This window comes from Polaromonas vacuolata, assembly GCF_012584515.1.
In the GTDB taxonomy this organism is placed as follows: domain Bacteria; phylum Pseudomonadota; class Gammaproteobacteria; order Burkholderiales; family Burkholderiaceae_C; genus Polaromonas; species Polaromonas vacuolata.
Genome location: NZ_CP051461.1, coordinates 1,487,322 through 1,513,233 on the forward strand (window position 1 = coordinate 1,487,322; position 25,912 = coordinate 1,513,233).

Genomic DNA, 25,912 nt, shown 5'->3' on the forward strand with positions numbered 1-25,912 from the left:
CTCTTGATGCTGTTGATGCTTTAGTCCCCCAGCACAAGGCCCTCACGCCGTGGATCAGCGGCACCAAAAAATCCTTGACTAAGGGTTTGTATGGCCTGCAATCCGCTGGTCATATTGATTTCGTTGACCACCGTGCCGCGGTCTCGCAAGGCCTCGATTGCGGCCGGCGAGAAACGGTTTTCCTCCAGCATCAAAGCCCCGCCGGTAGAGCCAAAGTTAGGCAAGTTGATGGCCTGCTGAACATCTAAACCCCAGTTCAAGCTGCCATACAAGGTCTTGGCCACAAAGTGAATGATGAGGGCGCCGCCTGGGCTGCCGGCGCTCACTAGTAACTTGCCGCTGTCCTTGTCAAACACCAGCGTTGGTGCCATCGAGGAACGCGGCCTTTTACCCGCCTCTACTCGGTTAGCGACCGGTGTGCCATTGGCGTCGCGGGGGGCAAAGCTAAAGTCGGTCAATTCGTTGTTGAGTAAAAAACCGCCGGCTTTCCCCGTGCCACCGTCCACCATCAGGCGCGCACCAAACTGACTTTCAATCGTGGTTGTCATGGCCAGCGCATTGCCGGCTGCGTCAATGACGCTGATGTGCGAGGTGCCGTATTCACTTTGCTCCGCCATGGGCGCGTATACCAAATTAGCCCCTTGGGGTTGACCGGCTATAGCGTTTTTGAGTGGTGCAGACCCAGGCGACTGGGCGATCAGTTTGGCACGCTGGTTCAGATAGTTAGGTGCCAGCAGACTGGTCCAACTACCGGCCGGTGGTGCGACAAAATCTGGGTCGGCAATGTATTGGTTCCGATCCGCAAAGGCCAGCCTTGCAGCTTGGTTATAAAGATGCAACCAGTCGGAGGAGGGCGCGGGTGCATTGCCACTTGTTAGTCCGTCTTTGCCGCTGGAGAGCTGTAAATTCGCTGCATTGGTATAACTTAATAAACCCAAAATCTGGGCCACAGTCAGCGCGCCCGAGCTAGGTGGCGGCATGCCGCAAACCACATAGCTTTTGCCGCTTGCGCTGTAGTCTGAGCACAGCGGGTCGCGCTGTTTGGCTCGATAGTTAGACAAATCGGCCAAGCTAAGTTTTCCGGGATTTGTCGCATGGCCTTGCACCTTGGCCACTATGGACTGTGCAATTACGCCTTCTAGCAAAGCTTTAGAGCCGCCCTCGGCAATTTGGCGCAGTATGTCGGCCAAGGCCGGGTTGCGCAGTCGGCTGCCAATTGGACGCGGCTGGCCATTGCTAAGGTAGAAATAGCTGGCCGCTTGCGCGTCGTTAGCGTAGAGATATTTCTCATCTGCCAGCAGCGAATAAAGACGTGGGCTAATCTCAAAACCTTGCTCGGCAAGTTCAATGGCGGGCTCGAAAAGACTGGCCCATGGCAGCTTTCCGTGCTGCTGGTGGGCCAGCTCCAACATACGCACTGCGCCAGGCGTGCCGACCGATAGGCCGCCGACCACGGCCGTATAAAACGGCATAGGTTGGCCGTCTTTACTCAGCAATAAATTTTCATCCGCTTCCGTTGGTGCCGTTTCGCGGCCATCAAAGGCTTCTACAGTCTTACCGTCAAAATGCAGCAAAAATGCACCACCGCCTAGACCGCTAGACTGCGGCTCTACCAAGCCCAGCACCATTTGCACGGCAATTGCCGCGTCAACAGCGCTACCGCCTTTTTTTAAAATATCGTAACCCGCTTGGGTTGCCAACGGGTTGGCCGCTGCAACAGAGAATTTTGCGCTGTTATGACCCGTTTTGGCGCTGTAACCCGATGCGGCCTCAGGTTGAATGTTCGGTGTTTGAGTCTGGGTATTGACTTGGGCTTGGGCAGACAGTGTGTAAGCCAGTGCTAGCGCACTGCAGAGCAACATTTTTTTCATGCTGATGATTCTAAAGTGCGGTTTTGTTTGGCTGGTCAAGCTTGGCAAAGCTAATACGCACAGGACGGCCAAATTTGTAGCCGATTAAGCCAGCCAGTCGCAGACCGAATCGGCAACTGTTGCGCTCAGCAACTGGCTTACCAACTGATTTGTCGCGGCTTAGCGTGGTGCCAGACGAATCGCGCCGTCCAGGCGAATAACTTCGCCGTTCAGCATATCGTTTTCAATGATGTGCTGGGCCAGCTTGGCATAGTCTTGCGGCGTGCCCAAACGGCTAGGAAAGGGGACAGATGCGGCTAAGGAATCTTGCACTTCTTGCGGCATACCAAACATCATAGGTGTGCCAAAAATACCCGGTGCTATCGTCATATTGCGTATGCCATTACGCGCTAAGTCGCGTGCAATCGGCAGCGTCATGCCAACAATACCGCCCTTAGATGCGCTGTAAGCGGCTTGACCAATCTGACCGTCATAAGCGGCAACCGAAGCAGTGGAGATCATCACGCCGCGCTCACCCGTGCTTTCAGCCTCGTTTTTGCACATGGCATCAGCTGCCAAGCGAATCATATTAAAGCTACCAATCAAATTGACGGTAATGGTTTTACTAAACACCGCCAAACTGTGTGCACCGTTTTTGCCGACGGTTTTTTCAGCCGGTGCAATACCGGCACAGTTAATCAGCCCCATCAATTTGCCCATGGATACCGCTTTGGCGACGACAGCCATGCCGTCAGCTTCTTGGCTCACGTCGCATTTGACAAAAGCCACATGCGAGCCCAGCTCATCGGCAATCATCTGACCTTTTTCAGCCTGCATGTCGGCAATCACAACCTTTGCGCCATTGCCAACCAACATGCGAACCGTGCCTTCTCCCAAGCCAGATGCGCCGCCTGTGACGATAAATACCTTGCCTATGATTTCCATGTGTTTTCCTAAAGATGAAGTTGAAAGAGGCGTGCCTTTTTACGCGTGCAAAACGCCAGCGAACTTGATGTTGACGTTGACGTAAAGGTCAATTATGGCTTAGTAAAGCCGTCTCTTTTTTTCTCTATGTGGATTGCTATTTAATTGCTTTTATTTGAGTAGGGCGTCAGTAATGCGCCTCAAATTAGGCTCTCTTGAGGGTTTTGCTGTGTCTTGGTTGAGGTGTGAATTTAAAACCGATATGCGGGCAGTTTGACCGTTGGTTTCATTAAAAAAAAGTTGTAAAAGATTTTCTGCTTGCCCTAGGCTTCAAAATTTCATTTTTTTTAACCGTCCCAATGGATTATGATTATGTCGTATTTGACTGTCGCTGAATTGCCAGAGTTCATACGCACCGCTCAAAAGTTACTGACTGATATTGAACGCCAAGTCATTATTTTGTACTTGGCAGAGCATCCCAAAATGGGTGATTTGATGGAAGGCACAGGTGGCGTTCGCAAACTCCGTTGGGGACGCGGTAGTCAGGGGAAAAGCGGTGGTGTTCGTGTCATTTATTATTTTTACGACGAGGCGTTGCCCTTGTATTTATTAACTTTATTTGCCAAGGGCGAACAATCCAATCTGAGCAAAGCTGAGCGCAATGAATTGGCTGATTTGGTGAAAATTTTGGTCAAAACGTGGCAAAGGAAAAATCATGAGTACCCCTTTCGAGAGCCTTAAACGTAGCCTGTTGCAGGCTATTGATCATGCTGATGGTCGTGCACCTCAGACGCATATTCATCGTCCCCGGCCAGTGGACGTGAAAGCCTTGCGCGCTAAGGTTGATATGACGCAAGAGCAGTTTGCGGCCTGTTTTGGATTCTCCACTGCTACGCTGCGGCATTGGGAGCGTGGCGACCGTGTGCCGCGTGGGCCGGCGTTGGTGCTGCTAAACGTGATTGATCACAACCCGAGTGCGGTCATAAAAGCACTTACTGCTTGAGCTTGTCCGCTTTATTGAGGCTTTACCTGGCGCGGGCAAAATGGCTTTGGTTTTGCTAATCGGCGAGCCGTTGCTCAGACCTTTTTTATTTCTCCATGCAATACCCATTTTTCTTTTCTGCAATTTGCTTTAAGCGTTTGTTTGCCGGCTTGCTTGCCGGCTTTTGTTTGTTGTTGGTGGCCTGTTCCAGTCTGCCTGGATTTTCTAGCCCAGCCTCAGTTTTGGTGGCTCCGCATGAGGCGATTAAAAAACCGCTGCGTATCGGTTTGGCCTTGGGTGGCGGGGCGGCGCGTGGCTTTGCACATGTGGGTGTGATTGAGGTGTTGGAAGAAGCTGGCTTTAAGCCGCAGTTAGTGGTGGGCACCTCAGCCGGCAGCTTGGTGGCGGCGATTTACGCCAGTGGTAAAACCGGCCCGCAACTCAGGCAAACCGCGCTGACCATGGAGGAGGTGGCGATCACTGACTGGATGCTGCCGATTATTGGCCGCGGCATGTTTCGCGGCGATGCGCTGGCGCGCTATGTCAATGAGCTCACCGGAGGCAAAAGCATAGAGAACATGCCCATGGCTTTGGGCATAGTCGCGACCGACCTCAACAGTGGCAAGCCGGTGTTGTTTCAACGCGGTGACACCGGTACGGCGGTGCGCGCGTCTAGCGCTGTGCCAGCGGTTTTTGTACCGGTCAAAATCAACGGCAGAGAGTACGTAGATGGTGGCTTGGTGGCACCAGTGCCTGTGCATTTCGCGCGGCAAATGGGCGCGGATGTGGTGATTGCGGTTGATATCTCCAACCCCCCCGAGACTAATCCTGCCAACGACACGCTTCAAATTTTGCTGCAGACTTTCGCCATCATGGGCAACGTTATCAATCAGTACGAGCTAAAAGATGCCGATATTGTGGTGAAACCTTCACAAGTAGGTCTTAAAAGTGCGGATTTTTCTGCTCGTCAGCGCGCCATTGATGCAGGTCGTTCGGCTATGCTGGCTGCGTTGCCGGCGCTTAGGGCGAGAATTCAGGATTTCTCTGCTTCTTCTCGCTGAGCACTTATAAAAGCAGGCAGTCAGACGAAAAAAAACCTGACGCTAAGGTCAGGTTTTTCTACTCAATTGAAAAAATTCAAGAATTCAGATCAACGCTTTTTAGAGGCAGTTTTAACCGCTGTAACAGCGCTGTCTGACACACTGTTGAAATTGCTTTCGGCCATGTCACCGGCTTGCTTGACCGCTTTTTGCATAGATTCAAAGGCAGTGCTGGCTGCAGCGACTGCACTTTTCAATACCGCGACAGCCGTTTCTGAACCGGCTGGTGCGTTTTGACTTGCGTCTTCAACCAAGCTCATGATTTTCTTTTGTGCTTGAGCGGTTTGATCTTCAATGCTTTTACCCATTTCAGTATTTGCAGCTTGGGCAATGTCGTAGAGGTGACGGCTGTAAGCGGCAGTTTTTTCTGTCAGGGGCTGAACTAAGCCAGCTTGCAGTGCGAACAGCTCTTGTGCGTCTTTCACGCCCATGATGGCTTGTGCGTGGTTGGAAGACTCAGACAATGCAGCTTTGGTGGCTTGGACATTGAGTTCGACTAATTTCTCAATACCTTCAAAAGCTTTGTTAGTTAAACCAAACAGGATTTCGATGTTTGATTTGTGGGATGCCACGAATTGTTCAGCAGTCAGCATAATTAAACTCCAGTGTGTTGAATAAAAAATTTTAGGAAACAGAAAGCTGCCTTGTGCTAATTGCTGCACTGCAACATAAATTATTATACGGCGCTGATCGCCAATTGCTGAATATTTATGTTGCGGCGCAGCATATTAGTTGTACATGCCTATTTCAAGGCTTTATCGTTGTTTTGTTGCTTCAAGTCACAATCAAGCAACATTTTTTTGGATAACCGCATTTGCAAGCTTTTTATGCCGATAACTTTGTGTTGCCACTGCCTATAGGCCATCGCTTTCCTATGGCTAAATACGCTTTGCTGCGGGATCGCATGTTGCTTGAGTTACCCGCCGTCGAGCTGATTCAAGCACCCTCCGCCAGCGATGGCGAGCTAGCGCTGGTTCACACTCCCACTTATATAAACGCCATCAGCCAAGGCTTGCTCGATGCCTCAGCGCAGCGCGAGATCGGCTTCCCCTGGAGTTTGGCCATGGCTGAGCGATCGCGGCGCTCAGTGGGCGCTAGTCTTGCTGCGGCGCGTCAAGCCATCGGTTTGGGAAACCCCGCAGGGCCCGCGGGTTTGGCTGCGAATCTGGCTGGCGGCACGCATCACGCCTACGCCGACAAAGGCAGTGGTTTTTGTGTCTTTAACGATGTGGCGGTCGCGGCCCGCTTGATGCAGGCTGAATGGGCTCGCCATTACCGTCATTTACGCCCGCCTTTGAAGGTGGCCATTGTTGACCTCGATGTCCATCAGGGCAATGGCACAGCCAAAATCTTTGCGAACGACGACAGTGTTTTTACCTTGTCGCTGCACGGCGAGAAGAATTTTCCCTTCCGCAAAGAGAGCAGTGACCTCGATGTAGAGCTGCCCGACGGCTGCACTGACTCGGCCTATTTACAAGCGCTAGAACACGCTCTGGACGAGTTGGCGCGACGCTTTGAGCCCGGCTTGGTGCTTTTTGTTGCTGGCGCCGATCCTTTTATAGGCGACAGGTTAGGGCGTTTGTCTTTGAGCTACGACGGTTTGGAAGCGCGCGAGCGGCGCGTCTTCGACTGGGCTTGGCAACGCCGCGTACCGCTGGCCTTTTGTATGGCTGGCGGTTACGCCACCGATATCCATCAAACCGTGCAAGTTCAAATGAACACCTACCGAGTCGCGCTAGAGTACGCCAAGCGCTGGCAAAATAGCGGCCAATGATTACTTCCCCCACTTTGTCGCCGATTCGACCGCAGCCTGAGCTGCGCAGTGCATTCAAGGCTTTTCGTCCCATTGGTACGCGTTGGTCTGATAACGATGTCTACGGTCATGTCAACAACGTGGTGTATTACGCTTGGTTTGATACGGCGGTTAATGGTTTATTGATTGACAGTGGCGCTTTAGATATTCATAACGGCGGCGTGATTGGTCTGGTGGTTGAGAGTCAATGCCAGTATTTCTCGCCGCTAGCCTTTCCCGAAGCCGTTGTCGCTGGCATACGTGTGGCCAGCTTGGGGCGCTCTAGCGTGCGCTATGAGATTGCGCTGTTCCCGGCTGATGCCAGTCTGCCTTGCGCCGCCAAAGGCCATTTCATCCATGTTTATGTAGACCGCACCAACCGCCGCCCGGTGGCTTTGCCGCCTGAATTGAAATCTGTCTTGGAGAAACTGACATGAATTTAAACGAGCCCACTCATTTTGATAACCCAGTTGACGCAGCCATAGACAGCCGCCAGTCTATGCGTGAGTTCTTACCCGACGCAGTGCCCAAAGCCAGTATTGAGCATTTGCTTGAACTGGCTAGCCGCGCACCCTCGGGTACCAACACCCAGCCGTGGAAGGTCTATGTGCTGCAGGGTGCTAGCCGTAACACCTTGGTCGATAAGGTTTGCGCTGCCCACGATGCACTGCGCGCCGACCCAAGCCTGGCGTCACAATACTGTGAAGAGTACGACTACTATCCCGAAAAATGGATCTCACCCTATATCGACAGACGCCGGGAAAATGGCTGGGGTCTATATGGTTTGCTGGGTATCACCAAGGGCGATAAGGACAAGATGCATGCCCAGCACCAGCGCAACTACCGCTTTTTTGATGCGCCGGTTGGGTTGATGTTCACGCTAGACCGTCAAATGGGCCGCGGCTCGCTGTTGGATTACGGCATGTTTATGCAAAACCTTATGGTCGCTGCCCGCGGCCACGGCTTACACAGTTGCCCACAAGCGGCTTGGAATGGTTTTTCCAGCATCATCTTGCCGCACTTGGGTGCCAACCCCAACGAGATGCTGGTTTGCGGCATGGCTTTGGGTTTTGCGGATGAAACCGCGCTGGTCAACACCTACCGCACGCCACGCGTTGCGGCCGGTGAATTCACCACTTGGCTGGAGTGATGTGCGCTGTCAATCAAAACAAATTTTGCGTTCCTGCCTAGCTTGAGCACACTTTGAGCGATTTCGTTCTCCAGCTGCTGGGCGGGCTTTCCTACGCCACCACGCTATTTTTAATGGCCTCTGGTTTGAGTCTGATTTTTGGCGTCACGCGAATTGTTAACTTCGCGCATGGGAGCTTTTTTATGCTCGGCGCTTTGTTCGCTGCGCATTGGGTCACCAACTGGTTTCCGTCTTGGGGCGAGAGCGCGCCGCTGTACCTACTGGCCATGCTGCTGGGTGCGGCCTGCGCCGCTGCTGCTGGTGCGCTGGCCGAGTTTTTTCTGCTGCGCCGCATGCTGGGTGCGCCAGAGCTTTATCAACTGGTCGCAACCTTTGGCCTTAGCTTGGCTATGCACGACGCCATGCTCTGGAGTTTTGGCCCCGGCGAGGTGTTTGCGCCACGTTTTCCCGGACTCAGCGGCGCTATTGCTATCGGGCCGAATTTTTTCCCTAGTTATCAATTGGTGTTGATTGCCTTGGGTCCGTTGGTCTGGTTGGGTCTGCATTTGCTGCTCAAGCACAGCTTGTTTGGCCTACGTTTACGCTCGGCTACGCAAGACCCGCAAATGCTCGCTGCGTTGGGGGTTAATCCCAAACCTTTGATGTTGGGTGCTGTGGTGCTGGGCTGCGCGCTCGCTGGATTGGGCGGGGCATTGCTGATGCCGCGCGAACCGGCTAATTTACAAATGGATATGTCTGTCATTGTGGAGACCTTTGTGGTCGTCGTTACCGGTGGTTTGGGCAGCATAGGCGGGGCTTTTTTAGCCGCTGTCTTGATCGGACTAGTACATGCGTTTGGCATCATATGGTTCCCACAGTCAACCTTGGTGTTGGTGTTTTTGACTATGGCCGTGGTTTTGGTGTGGCGACCGCTGGGTCTGTTTGGCCTAAAGCCGTCGGTCATTCATGGGCCGCGTGAGGCGGCGCAGATATTTCGTGGCTTGGCAATAAGCGCTGGTTGGAACAGTCTTTTTGCCTTCGTTTTTGCGCTGCTTTGCCTGCTCGCTTGGCTAGGCGGGCCTTACTGGCAGACGCTGGTTGCTGATGCGCTGGTACTCATGATTTTCGGCCTTAGCCTGCAACTTATATTGGCGCTCGGTGGGCTGGTGAGTTTTGGTCACGCGGCGTTTTTTGGGTTGGGTGCTTACGGTGCGGCCTTATCTAACAGCCTTTGGGGCGCTAACTTGCCGTTGGCACTAGCGACTGGATGTGCGGCTGCTCTGGTCGTCGCGCTGCTGTTTGGCGCTGCTGTTATACGCAGCAACGGTGTTTATTTGGCCATGCTGTCGCTGGCGCTGGCTCAAGTCATCTGGGCCGGCGCTACACAGTGGGTCGATTTAACGGGCGGCGACAACGGCATTATTGGCTTGACCTTGGTGAGCCCGTTTAGCCGACCGTTTTTTTACACCGGCTTGGTGGGGCTGGCCTTGCTGGCGGTGTTTGGTTTAAGGCTGCTGGCGCGCTCTGTGCTGGGTGGCGCACTTCAGGCTTTGCGTGATGCGCCGCTGCGCGCTGCGGCTTCCGGCCTACCTGTAGGCTGGCTTAAGTACCGAATATTCGTAGTCAGCGCTGTGTTGGCTGGTTTGGCCGGCGGCTTATTTGCGGCCAATAAAGGTGCGGTTTTTCCTACTGTTGCATCGGTATCTACCTCGGTTGATGCTTTGCTCGTCTTGTTACTGGGCGGCGTGCACCAGCTTTGGGGCGCGGTGGTGGGCAGCTCTTTGCTCAGTTATGCGAGTGCGGTTTTAGGCCGCGAAGTCACTTACTGGCGCGGTTTGCTAGGCGTTCTCATCATGATTTTGATGGTCAGTGCGCCTTCGGGTTTGCTGCCTTTGTTGGCGCGTTTAAGGCCAAAGCAAGGCGCAGAGAAAGTCCTAGGCTGATGTTAAAAGTAGAAAATTTACGTCAGTACTTTGGCGGCGTTAAAGCGGTTGACGGCGTTAGCTTTGCAGTCAATCCGGGTCAGTGTGTGGCCTTGATAGGACCCAACGGTGCGGGTAAATCAACTTGCTTTGCTTGCCTAGCTGGCCAATATGCGGAGTATGACGGCAGCTTGTCTTGGCGTGGTCAAGCACTAGCTGGATTAGAGCCTGCGGCGCGCTTGGCGTTGGGCATTGGGCGCACCTTTCAAGTCGCTGAACTTTTTAGCGCACTTAGCGTTTTGCAAAACGTGCAACTCGCGGCTCAAGCCAGCAACACGCGTAAAAACTTTTCTGCGTTCAAAACGCTGGCGTCTTGCGCGCCGGATGCGTCTATGGCCTTGCTAGCGGCGACTGGTCTGCAAGCGCTGGCTAAGCAAGACGTGCTCAGCTTGCCTTACGGCGCTAAAAAACGCTTGGAACTCGCTGTTGCGTTGGCCGCAAACCCCAGTCTGTTATTACTCGATGAACCGGCTGCCGGCTTGGCCGGGCCTGAGCGCGCCAGCATGATGCAGCTCATCAAGAGCTTGACGCAAGATGGTATGGCCGTGCTTTATACGGAGCACAACATGGACGCAGTTATAGGCATCGCCGACCATGTGCTGGTTCTCATAGAAGGTCGTCTGGTGACGCAAGGTAGTTTCGAAGAGGTTGCACGCGACCCGGTTGTGCGCTCGCGTTATCTCGGCACTCAGGTAAAACAGCGTGCTTGAAGTACAAAACCTGAATGCCTTTTACGGCCAAGCGCAAGCTTTGTTCGATGTTTCTCTGCACGTGAACGAGGGCGAATTTGTGGTGTTGCAAGGCCTTAACGGTGCCGGCAAGTCCACGCTACTAAAAGCCATCATGGGCATGGAGGTCGTGAGTCATGGCGCTATTTGCTACGGCAATGAAAAAAACGATATCAGTCAATGGGAAACACACCGCAGAGCACGTGCCGGCTTAGGCTTTGTCGCTGAAGACAGGCGCTTATTTAGCGAACTGACGGTCAGCGAAAATCTACTCGTCGCCGTCAGCGGCAATGCCGCAGCGCGCCAAGCATGGGTGCTGGACTTGTTCGCACCACTTAAACCCCTGCTCAAGCGCAGGGCCGCACAAATGAGCGGTGGTGAGCAGCAAATGCTAGCGATTGCCCGCACGTTGATGACAGACCCCAAGCTGCTATTGCTAGATGAGCCGTGTGAAGGCATAGCGCCAGTGTTGATCGAATCTATTGCGCTGTCTTTGCTTGAACTGAGGCGAAAAGGTCTGTCTATGCTGGTAGCCGAGCAAAATCATTTGCTCGCTGGCGCCGCAGACCGGCTCATCGTGCTGGTTGCGGGTAAAGTCGAGGGCTAAGCTGAATGGCGTGCAATTGTTTTTTGACAATTGTTTTGTCACTTCATAAGAATACTTATTAATTATTTCAAACCTGAAAGTCTAAACACATGAGCATCATCACCACCGATTCCGGTCTGCAATACGAAGACATGGTCCTGGGCACCGGCGCAATCGCCAAAGCTGGCCAGCAAGTCAAAGTCCATTACACCGGCTGGATTTTTAACGACGGCGTGCAGGGCGCTAAGTTCGATTCCAGCAAAGACCGTGGCCAGCCGTTTGGCTTTGGCTTGGGCGCAGGTCAAGTCATTCGCGGCTGGGACGAAGGCGTGCAAGGCATGTCGGTGGGCGGCACGCGTCGCCTCATCATTCCAGCCGCTTTGGGCTATGGCGCACGTGGCGCCGGCGGTGTGATTCCACCGAACGCGACACTGCTGTTTGAAGTCGATTTCCTAGGTACATAATTTGCCTTCGCGCCAGCCGCAATGGGCTGGCGTTAATTAATGCCAGCCAGCCAGCTACCCATGATCATCACCAGCCTGCTCGATACCGATCTTTATAAATTCACCATGATGCAGGTGGTGTTGCATCAGTTTCCCAGCGCCGAAGTTGAATACAGCTTTAAGTGCCGCAATGCGGGGCACACGGGTGTTGGTGACCTCGCGCCCTACATTCGCGAAATTCGTGAAGAAATTCGCGGCCTTTGCAACCTGCGCTTTCAAGATGCTGAACTTGCCTTTCTCAAAGACATGCGCTTTATTAAAAGCGACTTCATTGATTTTTTAGGCTTGTTTCGGCTGAACGAAAAATACATCACCATTAGCGCACTACCTTCTGGCGAGATTGATATATCCATCAAAGGTCCGTGGCTGCACACCATATTGTTCGAGATACCAATACTGGCAATTGTTAACGAGATTTATTTTCGCAATACCCAAAAGCAGCCCGACTTCGCAGAGGGTCGCAGACGTCTCACCACCAAAATTGCTCAATTACAGGTCGACGGTTTGCGTCAACTCAAAATCGCCGACTACGGCACGCGGCGTCGCTTTGGCAAGCTCTGGCACGAGGAAGTTCTGCGTACTTTGGTTCAACGACTAGGCACTGGCTCTGACGGCCAACTGGCCGGCACCAGCAATGTGTTGCTGGCGATGAAGCTGGGTTTGAGTCCTCTGGGCACTGTGGCGCACGAGTATTTACAAGCTTGTCAGGCACTAGGGCCAAGGCTGCGCGACAGTCAAATTTTTGGTTTTGAGTCTTGGGCCAGAGAATACCGGGGTGACTTAGGTATTGCGCTATCTGATGTCTACGGCATGAACGCTTTTTTGCGTGATTTTGATTTGTATTTCTGCAAGTTGTTTGATGGCGCTCGCCACGACAGTGGTGACCCGTTCCAGTGGGGTGAGCGCATGTTGGCGCATTACCAGCAAAATCGAGTCGATCCGCGCGGCAAGATTTTGATTTTTAGTGACGGCTTGACAGTGCCGCGCACGATTGAGCTTTATCAGCAGTTCAATGGCCGCTGCCAGCTCGCGTTTGGCATAGGCACCAACCTGACCAATGATTTGGGCTACGAGCCGCTGCAAATCGTCATCAAGATGATTCGCTGCAACGGCCAACCAGTGGCGAAACTCTCGGACACACCGGCTAAAAACATGTGTAACGACGAGAAGTATTTGGCTTACTTGCGGCAGGTGTTTGAGATCGAGTGATGTTGCCAAGACATTTGCCCGCTCTGCGCTGTGCTGTGCTGTGCGTGCAATTTCGGCAGACTAGATTTAATAGTCTGCCAGTTTAAAAAATAAAAAATTCCTTGAGGAGAGAAAAATGAAATGCTCCAAGCCTTTTGCCTGGTTGCTGCCGACGCTTCCCATTTTGCTAGCGCTGTGGCCTAGTCTTTCTATGGCCGCTGAAATCGACGCAAGCAAATTACAACTTTGGTGGGGTATACCTTTCGCTGGCATTTTGTTGTCGATTGCTTTGCTGCCGCTGTTTGTCCCCACGTTTTGGCATCACCATTTCGGTAAGATATCTGCCGCTTGGGCGTTGGCATTTTTTGTTCCCTTCACAATTTTTTTCGGACTGCCGCAGGCTGCCGTTAGCTTAATTCATGCGCTGCTGGCCGAGTATTTACCGTTTATTATTTTGCTGACCGCGCTCTACACCGTGGCCGGCGGTATTCATGTGCGCGGTAACTTGCATGGCAGCCCCGGGCTGAATGTCTCATTGCTAGCCATTGGTACGGCGCTGGCCAGTGTCATGGGCACGACGGGTGCATCCATGTTGATGATTCGTCCACTGCTGCGCGCCAACGACAACCGTAAGCACAGAGCCCATGTAGTGGTTTTCTTTATCTTTTTGGTCTCCAACGTGGGCGGCTCACTCACGCCGCTGGGTGACCCGCCGCTATTTTTAGGTTTTCTAAAAGGCATAGATTTTTTCTGGACTGCCAGCCATATTTTTCCTGAAACACTGTTTTTAACGTTTAGTTTGTTGGGCATTTTCTTTCTCTTAGACCACTGGTTTTTCCGTAAAGAAGGCTTGGTTCCTGTTGACCCAACACCCGACGACAAAGAGCTTGGCTTTGACGGAAAAATAAATTTCGCCTTGCTGCTCGGTGTCGTTGGCTTGGTGCTGCTCAGTGGTACGTGGAAGTCGTCAGTGGTTTTTGACATCATGGGCACGCCTGTCGGTTTGCCAGGTTTGGTGCGTGATCTGGGGCTGATAGGCTTGACGCTTTTATCGCTCAAACTCACGGCTGAAAAGGTGCATTCGGATAATCAGTTTTCTTGGGGGCCTATGAACGAAGTGGCCAAGTTGTTTGCGGGTATTTTTCTCACCATCATTCCCGTGATCGCCATGCTTAAAGCCGGTGTGGACGGCCCGTTTGGCGCGATTGTGTCTGCTGTGACTAGGCCTGATGGCTCACCTGATCCGGTAATGTATTTCTGGATCACTGGCATTCTTAGCTCGTTTCTCGACAACGCGCCGACTTACTTAGTTTTCTTCAATACCGCTGGCGGCGACCCGGTGCAACTCATGACCACATTAGCGCCAACTTTGGCGGCGATTTCTGCAGGCGCTGTTTTTATGGGTGCAAACTCATATATCGGCAATGCGCCCAACATGATGGTCAAGGCTGTAGCGCAAGACAGTGGCGTAAATATGCCTAGCTTTTTAGGCTATATGGTCTGGTCGTTTGCGGTCTTAATGCCGCTTTTCGTCATCATGACTTTTATCTGGTTTCGTTAAATCAGTTTTTCAAATCAGTAAAAAAATAGTTAGGAACACTCACTATGAGCAAGCCCCGCATTCTTATCGCCCGCGCCGTTTTTCCAGAAGTCATTGAGCGTCTGTCACAGTACTTTGAAGTCCAGACCAATCAGGCCGATGAGATCTGGTCCAAAGCTGAATTCATCGCTCGCTTGCAAGGTCAGGTCGGCGTTTTTACCACCGGCGGTGAACGCATAGATGCTGAGGTTCTTGCTGCTTGCCCTGCGCTGAAAATTTGCGCCAACATGGCGGTGGGTTACAACAATTTTGATCTCAATGCGATGAGTAAAGCCGGCGTTCTCGCCACCAACGCGCCGGATGTGCTGACCGAGACCACTGCCGATTTTGGCTTTGCGCTACTCATGGCAACGGCTAGACGCATCACTGAGAGCGAGCACTTTTTGCGCGCTGGCAAGTGGACTAAATGGGGTGTTGACATGTTTGCCGGCGCTGAAATTCATGGCTCAACCTTGGGCATTCTCGGCATGGGCAGGATAGGGCAGGGGATTGCTAAACGCGGTGCGCTAGGTTTTGGTATGAACGTGATTTATCACAACCGCTCGCGTCTCGATGCGGGGCTGGAAGCCGAGTGCAAAGCTAAATATGTGAGCAAAGAGCAACTGCTCGCTAGCGCCGATCATTTGGTGTTGGTTCTGCCATATTCGGCTTCATCACATCACAGCATAGGTGCAGCAGAATTAACGCAAATGAAACCTACTGCGACGCTTATTAACATTGCCCGAGGCGGTATTGTTGACGATGCCGCATTGGCTGCAGCACTGCGTGACAAATGTATTGCTGCAGCCGGCTTAGATGTGTTTGAGGGTGAGCCAGCCGTCCACCCAGACTTGTTGAATCTGCCCAACGTGGTGCTGACCCCTCATATTGCCAGCGCTACTTTGCCGACTCGTTTGGCAATGTGTAATTTGGCTGCTGATAATTTGATTGCATTTTTGCAAGGAAAGCCGGCGTTGACACCGCTCAATGCTGACAAACTGGTCTAATAGACTGAAATTAATAAGTATAAATATTGAGTTTATACATTCAAGACAAATCTAAGCAGCGACAAGTATGGATAGCATAGGATTTTGGCTAATTGCTCTGTTAGGCGGCGCTAACTTTGCGTTACTGTTGTGGTTGGGCTTACGCAAACCTATTGCTGACGATGCGGCCAATCCGGCTTTGCTACAGGCACTGGCCAATAGTCACGACCGCATAGAGCGCGAATTGCGGCGCGAAATCACCGACAGCGCACGCAGCGGCAGAGAAGAACTTGCGCGTAATTTAGCTGGCTTTCAGCAAAGCTTGGTGCTGCAAAGCGCAGAAGCAACGCGCACTCAAAACAGTCAACTTGATGCGTTTTCGCAGCAACTCACACTGCTGCAAACCTCGCTGGCGGCAACCTTGGCGACGCAATTGCAGTCGCTCAGTGAATCGAATGCGCGTCGCCTGTCCGAGGTGCGCGAGACGCTGGAAAAGCAACTCGCGCAATTGCAGAAAACCAATGCTGAAAAACTCGACGAGATGCGCCGCACGGTAGACGAGAAACTCCAGTCAACGCTAGAAGCTCGCTTGGGCGAGAGCTTTAAACAAGTCGCTGACCGGCTCGAACAAGTGCATAAAGGCCTGGGTGAAATGCAGACGCTGGCCCAAGGTGTGGGTGACCTCAAACATTTGCTGACGAATGTTAAAACGCGCGGTATTTTTGGCGAGGCGCAACTTGCGTCATTGCTAGAACAGGTGTTTACCGTCGATCAATATGCGGCCCAAGTGGTGACCCGACCAGGCGGTAAAAATCCGGTTGATTTCGCTATTCGTTTGCCGGGTAGATCAGACTCAGGCGAGCCATTGTGGCTGCCAATCGATGCTAAGTTTCCGAACGATGATTACGAGCGTTTGTTAGATGCCCAGCAGCGCGCCGATGCAGCAGGCGCTGAAATTGCGGGCAAAGCGCTAGAGCAACGCATTCGCACAGAAGCGAAATCTATCGCCGAAAAATATATTGAGCCGCCTTACACCACAGACTTTGCGATTTTGTTTTTACCCACCGAAGGCTTGTATGCCGAAGTGCTGCGCCGTCCCGGCCTGATGCAGGCTTTGCAGCGTGACTACCGCATCACGCTGGCCGGACCGACGACTTTGCTGGCCATGCTCAACTCTCTGCAAATGGGTTTTAGAACCTTGGCGTTAGAAAAACGCTCTAGCGAAGTCTGGCAAGTGTTGGGCGCGGTTAAAACTGAATTTGGTAAGTTTGGGGACGTGCTGGCCAAGGTTAAATCGCAGACTGAAACTGTGCTCAATACGCTTTCTAGCGCCGAACAGCGTAGCCGTGTGATGGGCAAAGCTTTACGAAATGTTGAAGCCCTGAGCGACGCCGATTCAACCCGCTTAATGCCGGCCGACAAAGACTCACAGGACTAACTAACTACGCCATGACCCGCGAACTCGCGCGCTTAATACTGGCCCAAATTTGCTTGCATGCCTGCATGGCGGGTACCCGATTGGCCGCGCCACTGCTGGCGCTGCGTGAAGGCTATAGTCCTGTGGCCGTCGGCGTGCTGCTGGCCTTGTTTGCCTTGACTCAGGTATTTTTAGCGTTACCCGCAGGGCGCTTTGCCGACCGCAAGGGTTTGCGGCTGCCTATTAAACTCAGTGTCTTGGCGGCTGTTATTGGTGCTGGTGCAGCGGTGGCTTTTCCGCTGTTTCCAGTGCTGTGTTTAGCGGCTTTGCTCACGGGCGGAGCTACCGGTGTGGCGGTGATTTCGTTGCAACGTCACGTCGGCCGTGCGGCAAACGGTGCGGTGCAATTGCGTCAAGTGTTTAGTTGGCTCTCGATTGGACCGGCAGTTTCAAACTTTATAGGTCCGTTCGCCGCCGGCCTGTTGATTGACCATGCGGGCCCAGAGCATGGCAGTTTATTCGGTTACCGGGCTGCGTTTTTGCTGATGGCTTTGCTGCCCTTGGCGAGTTGGTTTTTAGTCCGTGCAACCCAAGAGTTGCCGCCTGTGAGCGCGCCGGTATCAAGTGTCAAACCCAAGGCTTGGGACTTGATGCGACAAACCGATTTCAGGCGCTTGATGCTGATTAATTGGGCGCTGTCTTCTTGCTGGGATGTGCATACCTTTGTGGTGCCGGTGCTTGGCTTTGAGCGCGGTATTAGCGCTTCAGTGATTGGCTCTATCTTGGGTGCGTTTGCGATTGCTGCAGCGCTGGTTCGCAGTGCTATGCCTTACCTTGCCGTGCATCTTAAAGAGTTCAAGGTGCTGACTTTTTCCATGCTCATGACCATGGTTTTGTTTGGCGTTTATCCGCTGATGCAGTCCGCGTTAGCCATGGGTTTATGTTCGGTTTTGTTGGGTTTGAGTTTGGGCTGTGTGCAGCCAATGATCATGAGCATGTTGCATCAGATGACGCCGGTGCACCGACATGGAGAGGCGCTAGGCTTGCGTTTAATGGCTATCAATGGCTCTAGTGTGTTGATGCCCATGTTGTTTGGCTGGGCTGGCGCACTAGTGGGTATAGGCGCTGTGTTTTGGGTTGCGGGCACTGCAGTCGGCTTTGGCGCGCGCTTGGCTTGGAAGTTGAAGGAAGTCACTAACCCGCACGTTTAAATACGGGCTTTATTTAACCGGCCTTATTTCAACCAGCCTTATGTCAACCAGTCTTATGTCAACCAGTCTTATTGTTCAAGACTGTAAAAGCTTTTAATCAAATCCCAGGCTGCTTGCGGTTCATCGACGAAGTGAAACAGCAACAGGTCTTGCGGCGAAATCGTGCCTTCTTCAATCAGTAACTCAAAATTGATAAGCCTCTTCCAGTAGTTTGTGCCAAACAAAATAATCGGCACGGGCTTGGCTTTTCCAGTCTGCACCAAGGTGATGACCTCGAACAATTCGTCTAGCGTGCCAAAGCCGCCGGGAAATGCGACCAATGCTTTGGCGCGCATCATGAAATGCATTTTGCGCAGCGCAAAATAATGAAACTTGAAGTTGAGTTCTGGCGAGACATAAGCGTTGCCGCTTTGCTCGTGCGGCAAAACGATGTTTAAACCCACAGTCAGCGCACCCAGTTCATGCGCGCCGCGATTGGCGGCCTCCATAATGCCGGGGCCGCCGCCAGTGCAGATAAACAGTCGCTCTTCGGCTGGCCGCGCATTGCTGTACTCGGCTACCAAGCGGGCAAACAGTCTAGCTTGGTCATACAGCTCTGAATTGCGCAGGTTGCGTTGCGCCAGTGCTAAAGCGGCTTCGTCGTCGCCAGCTTCGGCCAGTGCTAAATCTTTTTGAGCCGTCTCGGGTGCTGTAAAACGGGCACTGCCAAACACCACTATCGTGTGCTCCACGCCATGCTCTTGGTGGCCTAGGTCGGGCTTTAGCATCTCTAGTTCAAAACGAATACCGCGGGTTTCTCGGCGCAGCAAAAACTCGGGGTCTGCAAAAGCCAGCCGGTAGGCGTTGGCCTCTAAGGGCATGGCTTCGTTAGCGTGGGCCTGCAGTTCGGCCCATGCATTGGCTAGGCGGTTGACTGAAAGTTTTTCGGTTTGTTTCACAGTTTTATTTCTCCAATTTCTTTAACTATGCACGTACTGCACGTGTTCTTGCAGCCTAGGGTTAAAGCGACATACAAATAAAGTGGAAATGTAAAAAGGCTCCTAAAGGAGCCTTTTTTTTATTTTAAAAAAACGAATTAAACGCGTTTGCGGTATTCGCCGGTGCGGGTGTCGATTTCGACAACATCGCCTTGCGCGACAAAAATTGGCACGCCGATTTCAAAACCAGTAGCCAGTTTTGCAGGCTTTAAAACCTTGCCGGATGTGTCGCCCTTAACAGCTGGCTCGGTCCAGGTGATTTCGCGCTCAACGCTGGTTGGTACTTCAACTGAAATCGCCTTGCCGTCATAAAACACGACTTCGAGTTCCATGCCGTCTTGCAGGTAGTTCAGCGAGTCACCCATGTTTTCGGCTTCGACTTCGTATTGGTTGAACTCGGAGTCCATGCAGATGTACATAGGGTCTGCAAAGTAAGAGTAGGTGCAGTCTTTTTTGTCCAAAATGACTTGGTCGATTTTGTCGTCGGCTTTGAAGACTTGCTCGGTGCCAAAGCTGCCAATCAGGCTTTTAAGCTTCATGCGCACGGTGGCGGAATTGCGGCCACCACGGCTGTATTCAGTCTTGAGCACGACCATCGGGTCTTTGCCGTGCATGATGACGTTACCAGCGCGGATTTCTTGAGCAATTTTCATAACAGTTCTCAGTTCTCAGTTCTTTTGGCTGCAATAAGTTTTGCTTTGCCAATTTGTTGTGGTCGCAATTTCGGCCGTAATTTTGACCATTTTTGGGCTCGATTGCGGCGGATTGTGCTCGGTTGCATGGTTCCCTGTCGCCTGTGGCTAGGAAGCTGCGTTAGCAAAACCACTGATTTTAGCGTTTTTTTGCGGCGAATTCGGTCAGGGCGCTGGCAAGGTCAATCTGCTCTAGCAACACTGAGCGGGCGCTACTCAGTGTTTGTTGCCATGCTGGCATATCTATGACGATTTCTGCCAGCCCATCGCTTATGACTTGGTCACGGTTCCAGCAGTAGTGCAGTGCGCGCAGCGAGTGAGGTGCTTGCAGTAAATTTAAAAAGGCATCCAGCTTGTCATGCTGCGCGCCGTCGTCCTGCGGGTAAATTTGCCAGACCAGCGGTTTGCCGGCCCAAAGCGCGCGCACCAGAGAGTCTTCACCACGTACAAAATTAAGGTCGGCGCTCCAGAGCAGGTGGTCAAAATCAAGCTGCGTCAGCAAGGGCAGCCAAGTTATCGAGAGTTTGCCGTGGTCAGAGCCTAGCAGCTGCAGGGCTTGGCTGACGGCTTGCGCGCTGCGCCCGGCGGTCACGAGTAGCCGCACTGGCTGGTCTTGCAAGCCACGCTGGCTAAATTGACGCAGTAATGCCACAAGCGCTGGTGGCTCATAACAAAAAAGACTGACAATTTTTTCGTCATCCCGCGTAACACCTTGGCCGCATAACCAAGCGCGGCGCTCAAACGTCTGCTGCCGCATGATTAAATCGCGTTCACGCAGCAGCCCGCCCGTCGCAGGGGTAAAGCCGGGATAGAAAAAATGTTTGCGCCAGCCTTTTGCTGGACCGCTTTGCACCGGCGAGGGCAGGGCGTGGCAGCGTTCGACATAGGCTTCGGCGGATAGGTATTCGAGGTTAATCCAAACCGGTTGCGTGCCACTTTGGTCGACTATTTCAACGCAGGCGTGTAAAAAATTGGGTGCTAGCTCGCAACCAAAAGTCTCTATCAGATGGCCGGTAGGACGCTCGCGGAGTTCTGCGCTTATCGCTTCAACGGATAAATTCCACGGCATTACCTTAACGCCCGCACAAGCGCTAGGCGCCATCCACGCTAATGCGCTGCTGTCATCGGTCCAAAGCCTGACTTGATGACCGCGCGCCGCCAAATCTGAGGCTAAGCGCCAGCACACGCCTATGTCGCCAAAATTGTCTATAACTTGGCAGAAAATATCCCATTGACCGAAAGGACTGATACCGGGTTTTTCCGGTGTTTGTGCTGCTCTGATGCTGTTCATCGCAGCATTGTCCACAATACACGCTGCGCACTCTTTTTAAGACCATGACTAAAGCCCACGAATTTGATCCCCAGCTGCTCAGTGAAGTAGCCGCCCTACCGGCTCTGCCCGGCGTTTATCGCTACTTTGATGCGGAAGGCGGTGTGCTCTATGTGGGCAAGGCGCGCAATCTTAAAAAACGCGTCACCAATTATTTTCAGAAAAACCATGGCGGCTCACGCATTGGTCACATGGTGACCAAGATTGCCCGCATGGAGACCACCGTGGTGCGCTCCGAGGCCGAGGCTTTGCTGCTTGAAAACAACCTAATTAAGACGCTAAACCCCAAGTTCAACATCTTGTTTAGAGACGATAAAAGTTATCCCTATCTCAAGTTTGCCAGCCACACTTTTGCGCGCATGACGTATTACCGCGGCGCGGTGGAGAAAAAGCACCGCTACTTCGGCCCCTATCCCAGCGCTTGGGCGGTTAAGGAAAGTATTTTGCTGCTGCAAAAAGTCTTTCGCCTGCGCACTTGTGAGGACACGGTGTTTAGCAACCGCAGTCGGCCTTGTTTGCTGTATCAAATCAAACGCTGCTCAGGCCCTTGCGTGGGTTACATCACGCCTGAGCAATACGCATTAGATGTGGAAAATGCAGAAAAATTCTTGCAAGGCCAAACCCAAGAAATCCTCACCGGTTTAGAAAAGCAAATGCTGGCACATGCGGAAAAGCTTGAGTTTGAACAGGCGGCTGATCTGCGCAACCAGATCTCCGCGCTGTCTAAAGTCTTGCATCAGCAGTCAATGGAGACCGGCGGTGACAAGGACGTTGATATGTTGGCGGTGAAGGTTTTGGGCGGTAAGGCCTGCGTTAACTTGGCCATGGTGCGCGGTGGTCGGCACTTAGGGGACCGGGCTTATTTTCCGGCGCATGTAGACAGTGCTGTGGATTTTTCAGAGATCGATGCTGAGTTAGGGTTTGAGATTAGCGCCGAGGGCGACACAGAAATTGCTGCGTTGGCGAGCGAAGATGAGGCGGATGTTGATGCGGTCGTTGATGCGGTCGTTGATGCAGTCGATGCAGTCGATGCAGTGATCGACTCCACGACCAACATCACAAGCGACATCACAAGCGACATCACAAGCGACATCACAAGCGACATCACAAGCGACATCACAAGCGACATAGCCAGCGACTCCCTTGCTCTGTCCGCAAAACCCGCCGCGCCGCGCCGCGTCAAAAGCATAGAGGCCTTGGTGTTAGAGGCTTTTATCGCGCAGCACTACATCGATGTGCTGCCGCCACCCATGCTGGTGTGCAGTGAGTCAGTCGATAAAAATTTGCTGCGCGCGCTATCGCTACAAACCGGCGTGCGCATCAAGGCTATATTTCAGCCCCGTGAGCAAGGCCGAATTTGGCTAGACATGGCGCAGAAAAATGCTGATTTGCAACTCGCCCGTTTGCTCGCCGAGCAGGGCTCTCAGCAAGCCAGAACGCGTGCACTCAGCGAAGCTTTAGATTTGAAAATGGAAGACCTCACTGATTTGCGGATTGAGTGCTTTGATATCTCTCACACCGCTGGCGAGGCGACACAGGCGTCTTGCGTGGTGTTTCACGAACACAAAATGCAAAGCGCCCAATATCGGCGCTACAACATCGAAGGCATTACCCCGGGCGACGACTATGCGGCTATGCGCCAAGTGCTAACTCGGCGCTACACCAAGCTGGCCGAGGCGGCGCGCAACAACGAGGCGCGCATGCCAGACTTGGTGTTGGTTGACGGTGGCAAAGGCCAAGTGTCTATGGCGCGTGAGGTGTTTGCGGAATTGGGACTGGACTTGGGCTTGATTGCCGGCGTCGAAAAAGGCGAGGGTCGCAAAGTCGGTTTAGAAGAATTGGTGTTTGCTGATGGCCGCGAAAAAATCTATTTAGGCCGCGACTCTGCTGCCTTGATGTTGATCGCACAAATCCGCGATGAGGCGCATCGCTTTGCCATCACCGGCATGCGCGCTAAGCGCGCTTCAGTGCGCACTGGCGGCAGCAAGCTTGAAGAAATTCCCGGCATAGGCCCAAAGCGCCGCGCCAGTTTGCTTCAGCGTTTTGGCGGCGTGCGCGGCATTGCGTCGGCCAGCGCGCAAGATATTGCGACGGTCGATGGGATCTCAAAAGAATTGGCTGAAGAAATTTACCGCGTCTTGCATTGACTGTCTTTTAACGACGTTTGACCGCGTTTAGATGTATTTTTCTGCCTTGCTTGCTGCGCGGAGCGACTTTTCCACAGGACTACAAACACTAGATGGTTTATTTACTGTCTATTTTTTCGAGTCAGTGCTGGTACGTGCCAAAATCACCTCATGTTTTGGACCATCCCCACACTTATGACCTGGACTCGCATTATTGCGATTCCCCTAATCGTTGGTGTGTTCTACATCGACTTGCCATCCGCCGACCGCAACATGATCGCAACCATCATGTTCGTGGTCTTTGCAGCGACTGATTGGTTAGATGGATTTTTGGCGCGCAAGCTCAACCAGACTTCATCCTTTGGTGCATTTTTAGACCCGGTGGCGGACAAATTTTTAGTCTGTGCCAGTTTGCTGGTGCTAGTGCATTTACAACGTGCCGACGTGTTTGTTGCGCTCATCATCATAGGCCGCGAGATCGCGATTTCTGCACTGCGCGAATGGATGGCTTTGATAGGCGCGACTAAAAGCGTAGCGGTGCATATGCTGGGCAAGGTTAAGACCATGGTGCAGATGATTGCGATCCCATTTTTACTTTATGACGGCCGCTTGTTTGATCTGATCAACACCCATGTTTGGGGAACTTGGTTGATCTGGATTTCAGCCGTTTTGACGGTCTGGTCCATGGTTTACTATTTGAAAAAAGCTATTCCCGAGATTCGTGCACGGGCCAAATAAGCCGGGCTTTATTTTTAGTTTTAGCGCGCAGACATTTTTGCGCGCTTTTTTTATCGGTTTGCCGTGATCTCCTCTTCCCGTGAAACTGCCTTGGTGCGCGCCATGCCGGCCATTTTTGTGTTGATCTGGAGTACCGGCTTTATCGTCGCCAAGTTTGGTTTGCCGTACGCGCCGCCACTCAGTTTTTTGGTGTTGCGCTACTTTTTCTCGATTCTGTGTTTCTTAATTTGGATTGCGCTGGCGGGCGCTGCTTGGCCTCGCGGACGCCGGCAATGGTTGCACTTGGGCGTGACGGGATTGCTAATGCACGCCGGTTATTTAGGCGGCGTGTGGGTGGCTGTTAAGGCCGGTATGGGTTCGGGTTTAGCCGCTTTAATCGTTGGTTTACAACCGGTGTTGACCGCCTTGTGGGTTGCGTGGATGGCGTCTAACAACCCATCGTCTTCCAGCGCTGGTGTGACCCCGCGTCAGTGGCTTGGCCTTGGGCTGGGATTGGGCGGTTTGCTGTTGGTGGTCTCGCGCAAATTTGGCACTGGGCATGAAGTGAGTCTGCTAACGCTAGGCGCAACCATTATTGCGCTACTCAGTATTACCGCCGGCACGCTGTATCAAAAACGCTTTGTGGCGGTTAACGATGTGCGCACCGCCAACGTGATTCAATTGGGCGCAGCCTTTTTGATCACGCTGCCCTTGGCTTTGATGGAGGGTGAGGCGATTCAGTGGAATGCCTCTTTTGTAGGCGCTATGGCTTGGTCGGTATTGGCCTTGACCTTGGGCGGCAGCTCACTGCTTTACCTCTTGATACAACGCGGCGCAGCGACGGCGGTAACCAGTTTGTTTTATCTTGTGCCCCCCACAACCGCGGTAATGGCTTGGCTACTTTTTAACGAAAAAATCACCACCAGCACGGTTTTGGGCACGGCGTTGACTGCGATTGGCGTGAGTTTAGTGGTCAAGGGCGCGGCAATGCGAAAGTCGGCTTGAGTCAGCGTTTGCGCTTGGATAAATAAGATTTTCTAAGGTTGCTAACGTTTTTATGGTTTGGTTTTAGCCGCCGCTTTCCACGGCTCAGTCGCGAAATGTGCGACCAAATAATCAATCAACAAGCGTATGCGCCGCGGCACCTCAGCCCGGTAAGGTGCCAGCCAAGCGACGTCGGCTTGCGGCATAGACCATGCCGGCAATACGCGTTGCAATTTACCTTCGGCTAATTGCGGTGCGATGTCCCACAGGCTGCGCAGCAAAATGCCGTGACCACTTAAGCACCAGTCGCGCGCCATCTCGCCGGAGTTGCTGCTTAAGCGTCCTTTAACGCGAACGCTGGTTTGCTCTTCTAAGCCGCGCTTATCGCTTTGCCGCCTGAGTCGCCAGTGATCAAACTGACCCGAGGCTTGGCCGTTTTCTCGCACCACCAAACAATCGTGTTGCTCAAGTTCTTGCGGTGTTTTTGGGCTGCCATTGCGGCGCAGATAGTCAGGCGCAGCCACCAACACACGCTGGTTTTGCGCCAGTCGGCGCGATACCCATTTAGCCGCTTGCACACTGTTGACTGACCAGAGCCAAACTGCGCCATCAAAGCCTTGCTCTGCCAGGTCTGGCAATTGCTCGGTCAGCTCAAGCTGAATCACCAGTTGTGGGTGGTGTTGTTGGAACAGCGCCAAGGCGGGCCCTAACCAAAGCCGGCCAAAGCCGAAAGTCGAGGCCAAACGAATCCTGCCCGTGGGTTCATGTTGGCGCTCACGCAACTGGGACTCTAAATCTCTAAAGCCTTGGAGTAGGGCGCTGGCACGCTGACAAACTATTTCACCTTCTGCTGTCACGCTGATACGCCGCGTAGTGCGTAAAAAAAGTTTTTGACCTAGCCTAGCTTCCAGCGCTGCTAGCCGTTTGGTGACAGCTGGCGGTGCCATATCTAGCTGCAGTGCGGCCCCACTTAAACTGGCTTGCGCGCGAACAGCGAGGACTAATTCAAGGTCTGCGCGGCTAATGTCTGATGGGCTGGTGAGCGTCTTCATTGTTTCTTTTTTGGAAATAATCAATTGGTCTATTGTTGCTTGAATCTATGCTTGTAAAAAGCGCATGATAAAAGCTC

General features: G+C 52.7%; 25 protein-coding genes. 18 read left to right on the top strand and 7 right to left on the bottom strand.

The features are described from left to right. Positions 1 to 20: 20 nt before the first annotated feature. Entirely contained in the window at positions 21 to 1,871 is a 1,851-nt protein-coding gene (locus HC248_RS06745; RefSeq protein WP_168921835.1) for a gamma-glutamyltransferase family protein, read from the bottom strand. Between the two features lie 159 nt (positions 1,872 to 2,030). Further along, on the bottom strand, positions 2,031 to 2,795 hold the full coding sequence (locus HC248_RS06750; RefSeq protein ID WP_168921836.1) for a 3-hydroxyacyl-CoA dehydrogenase: 765 nt from the start codon (positions 2,793 to 2,795) through the stop codon (positions 2,031 to 2,033). A 351-nt stretch (positions 2,796 to 3,146) separates the two neighbouring features. Here HC248_RS06750 and HC248_RS06755 point away from each other — a divergent pair, with 351 nt between their 5' ends. The 3 genes from HC248_RS06755 to HC248_RS06765 all read left to right on the top strand — a co-directional run bounded on the left by HC248_RS06755 (position 3,147) and on the right by HC248_RS06765 (position 4,817). After that, positions 3,147 to 3,515 (top strand): type II toxin-antitoxin system RelE/ParE family toxin, encoded by a 369-nt coding sequence (locus HC248_RS06755; protein WP_168921837.1) that lies wholly within the window; start codon positions 3,147 to 3,149, stop codon positions 3,513 to 3,515. Then, positions 3,490 to 3,777, top strand: coding sequence for a helix-turn-helix domain-containing protein (locus tag HC248_RS06760; protein ID WP_168921838.1), 288 nt, complete (start codon positions 3,490 to 3,492; stop codon positions 3,775 to 3,777). Before HC248_RS06755 ends, HC248_RS06760 begins: the two co-directional genes overlap by 26 nt. A gap of 95 nt (positions 3,778 to 3,872) precedes the next feature. Next, positions 3,873 to 4,817, top strand: a complete 945-nt coding sequence (locus HC248_RS06765) for a patatin-like phospholipase family protein (protein WP_168921839.1) — start codon at positions 3,873 to 3,875, stop codon at positions 4,815 to 4,817. Between the two features lie 89 nt (positions 4,818 to 4,906). Here the strand turns inward: HC248_RS06765 and HC248_RS06770 are convergent, their stop codons facing one another. Beyond that, positions 4,907 to 5,452 carry a phasin family protein gene (locus HC248_RS06770; protein ID WP_168923719.1) on the bottom strand — a complete coding sequence of 182 codons (546 nt, stop codon included), beginning with the start codon at positions 5,450 to 5,452 and terminating at the stop codon, positions 4,907 to 4,909. 218 nt (positions 5,453 to 5,670) lie between these two features. Here HC248_RS06770 and HC248_RS06775 point away from each other — a divergent pair, with 218 nt between their 5' ends. The 12 genes from HC248_RS06775 to HC248_RS06830 all read left to right on the top strand — a co-directional run bounded on the left by HC248_RS06775 (position 5,671) and on the right by HC248_RS06830 (position 17,957). Further along, on the top strand, positions 5,671 to 6,630 hold the full coding sequence (locus HC248_RS06775) for a histone deacetylase family protein (protein WP_238342751.1): 960 nt from the start codon (positions 5,671 to 5,673) through the stop codon (positions 6,628 to 6,630). After that, positions 6,627 to 7,085 (top strand): acyl-CoA thioesterase, encoded by a 459-nt coding sequence (locus HC248_RS06780; protein ID WP_168921840.1) that lies wholly within the window; start codon positions 6,627 to 6,629, stop codon positions 7,083 to 7,085. The genes HC248_RS06775 and HC248_RS06780 overlap by 4 nt, the downstream gene beginning before the upstream one ends. After that, entirely contained in the window at positions 7,082 to 7,798 is a 717-nt protein-coding gene (locus tag HC248_RS06785; protein WP_168921841.1) for a nitroreductase, read from the top strand. Before HC248_RS06780 ends, HC248_RS06785 begins: the two co-directional genes overlap by 4 nt. Positions 7,799 to 7,851: 53 nt before the next feature. Next, the gene (locus tag HC248_RS06790; protein WP_168921842.1) at positions 7,852 to 9,720 is read left to right on the top strand and encodes an ABC transporter permease; all 1,869 of its coding nucleotides are present in this window, start codon (positions 7,852 to 7,854) and stop codon (positions 9,718 to 9,720) included. After that, a complete protein-coding gene (locus HC248_RS06795; protein ID WP_168921843.1) occupies positions 9,720 to 10,469 on the top strand; it encodes an ABC transporter ATP-binding protein in 750 nt (249 codons plus the stop codon). The genes HC248_RS06790 and HC248_RS06795 overlap by 1 nt, the downstream gene beginning before the upstream one ends. Further along, positions 10,462 to 11,094 carry an ABC transporter ATP-binding protein gene (locus HC248_RS06800; protein WP_168921844.1) on the top strand — a complete coding sequence of 211 codons (633 nt, stop codon included), beginning with the start codon at positions 10,462 to 10,464 and terminating at the stop codon, positions 11,092 to 11,094. The genes HC248_RS06795 and HC248_RS06800 overlap by 8 nt, the downstream gene beginning before the upstream one ends. Positions 11,095 to 11,183: 89 nt before the next feature. Then, entirely contained in the window at positions 11,184 to 11,537 is a 354-nt protein-coding gene (locus HC248_RS06805) for an FKBP-type peptidyl-prolyl cis-trans isomerase (RefSeq protein WP_168921845.1), read from the top strand. A 60-nt stretch (positions 11,538 to 11,597) separates the two neighbouring features. Beyond that, positions 11,598 to 12,785, top strand: coding sequence for a nicotinate phosphoribosyltransferase (gene pncB / locus HC248_RS06810; RefSeq protein ID WP_168923721.1), 1,188 nt, complete (start codon positions 11,598 to 11,600; stop codon positions 12,783 to 12,785). Positions 12,786 to 12,900: 115 nt separating this feature from the next. Further along, positions 12,901 to 14,325, top strand: coding sequence for a sodium:proton antiporter (locus HC248_RS06815; RefSeq protein ID WP_168921846.1), 1,425 nt, complete (start codon positions 12,901 to 12,903; stop codon positions 14,323 to 14,325). Between the two features lie 44 nt (positions 14,326 to 14,369). Next, a complete protein-coding gene (locus HC248_RS06820; protein ID WP_168921847.1) occupies positions 14,370 to 15,350 on the top strand; it encodes a 2-hydroxyacid dehydrogenase in 981 nt (326 codons plus the stop codon). A gap of 67 nt (positions 15,351 to 15,417) precedes the next feature. Beyond that, complete coding sequence (locus tag HC248_RS06825) at positions 15,418 to 16,767, top strand: DNA recombination protein RmuC (protein WP_168921848.1); 1,350 nt, start codon at positions 15,418 to 15,420, stop codon at positions 16,765 to 16,767. 11 nt (positions 16,768 to 16,778) lie between these two features. Continuing rightward, positions 16,779 to 17,957, top strand: a complete 1,179-nt coding sequence (locus HC248_RS06830; RefSeq protein WP_168921849.1) for an MFS transporter — start codon at positions 16,779 to 16,781, stop codon at positions 17,955 to 17,957. 68 nt (positions 17,958 to 18,025) lie between these two features. Here the strand turns inward: HC248_RS06830 and HC248_RS06835 are convergent, their stop codons facing one another. The 3 genes from HC248_RS06835 to earP form a co-directional block, all read right to left on the bottom strand. Further along, positions 18,026 to 18,895, bottom strand: coding sequence for an LOG family protein (locus HC248_RS06835; protein ID WP_202882431.1), 870 nt, complete (start codon positions 18,893 to 18,895; stop codon positions 18,026 to 18,028). 137 nt (positions 18,896 to 19,032) lie between these two features. Beyond that, on the bottom strand, positions 19,033 to 19,587 hold the full coding sequence (gene efp / locus HC248_RS06840; RefSeq protein WP_168921850.1) for an elongation factor P: 555 nt from the start codon (positions 19,585 to 19,587) through the stop codon (positions 19,033 to 19,035). Positions 19,588 to 19,765: 178 nt separating this feature from the next. After that, positions 19,766 to 20,917, bottom strand: coding sequence for an elongation factor P maturation arginine rhamnosyltransferase EarP (earP, locus tag HC248_RS06845; protein ID WP_168921851.1), 1,152 nt, complete (start codon positions 20,915 to 20,917; stop codon positions 19,766 to 19,768). Positions 20,918 to 20,961: 44 nt separating this feature from the next. Between earP and uvrC the strand changes: the two genes are divergently transcribed. The 3 genes from uvrC (at position 20,962) to HC248_RS06860 (ending at position 24,804) form a co-directional block, all read left to right on the top strand. Beyond that, the gene (gene uvrC / locus HC248_RS06850) at positions 20,962 to 23,103 is read left to right on the top strand and encodes an excinuclease ABC subunit UvrC (RefSeq protein WP_168921852.1); all 2,142 of its coding nucleotides are present in this window, start codon (positions 20,962 to 20,964) and stop codon (positions 23,101 to 23,103) included. Between the two features lie 150 nt (positions 23,104 to 23,253). After that, a complete protein-coding gene (pgsA, locus tag HC248_RS06855) occupies positions 23,254 to 23,820 on the top strand; it encodes a CDP-diacylglycerol--glycerol-3-phosphate 3-phosphatidyltransferase (protein WP_168921853.1) in 567 nt (188 codons plus the stop codon). A 102-nt stretch (positions 23,821 to 23,922) separates the two neighbouring features. Continuing rightward, positions 23,923 to 24,804: a DMT family transporter gene (locus HC248_RS06860; protein WP_168923723.1), complete on the top strand. Its 882-nt coding sequence runs from the start codon at positions 23,923 to 23,925 to the stop codon at positions 24,802 to 24,804. 50 nt (positions 24,805 to 24,854) lie between these two features. Here the strand turns inward: HC248_RS06860 and HC248_RS06865 are convergent, their stop codons facing one another. After that, positions 24,855 to 25,835, bottom strand: coding sequence for a LysR family transcriptional regulator (locus HC248_RS06865; protein WP_238342752.1), 981 nt, complete (start codon positions 25,833 to 25,835; stop codon positions 24,855 to 24,857). Between the last annotated feature and the right edge of the window lie 77 nt (positions 25,836 to 25,912).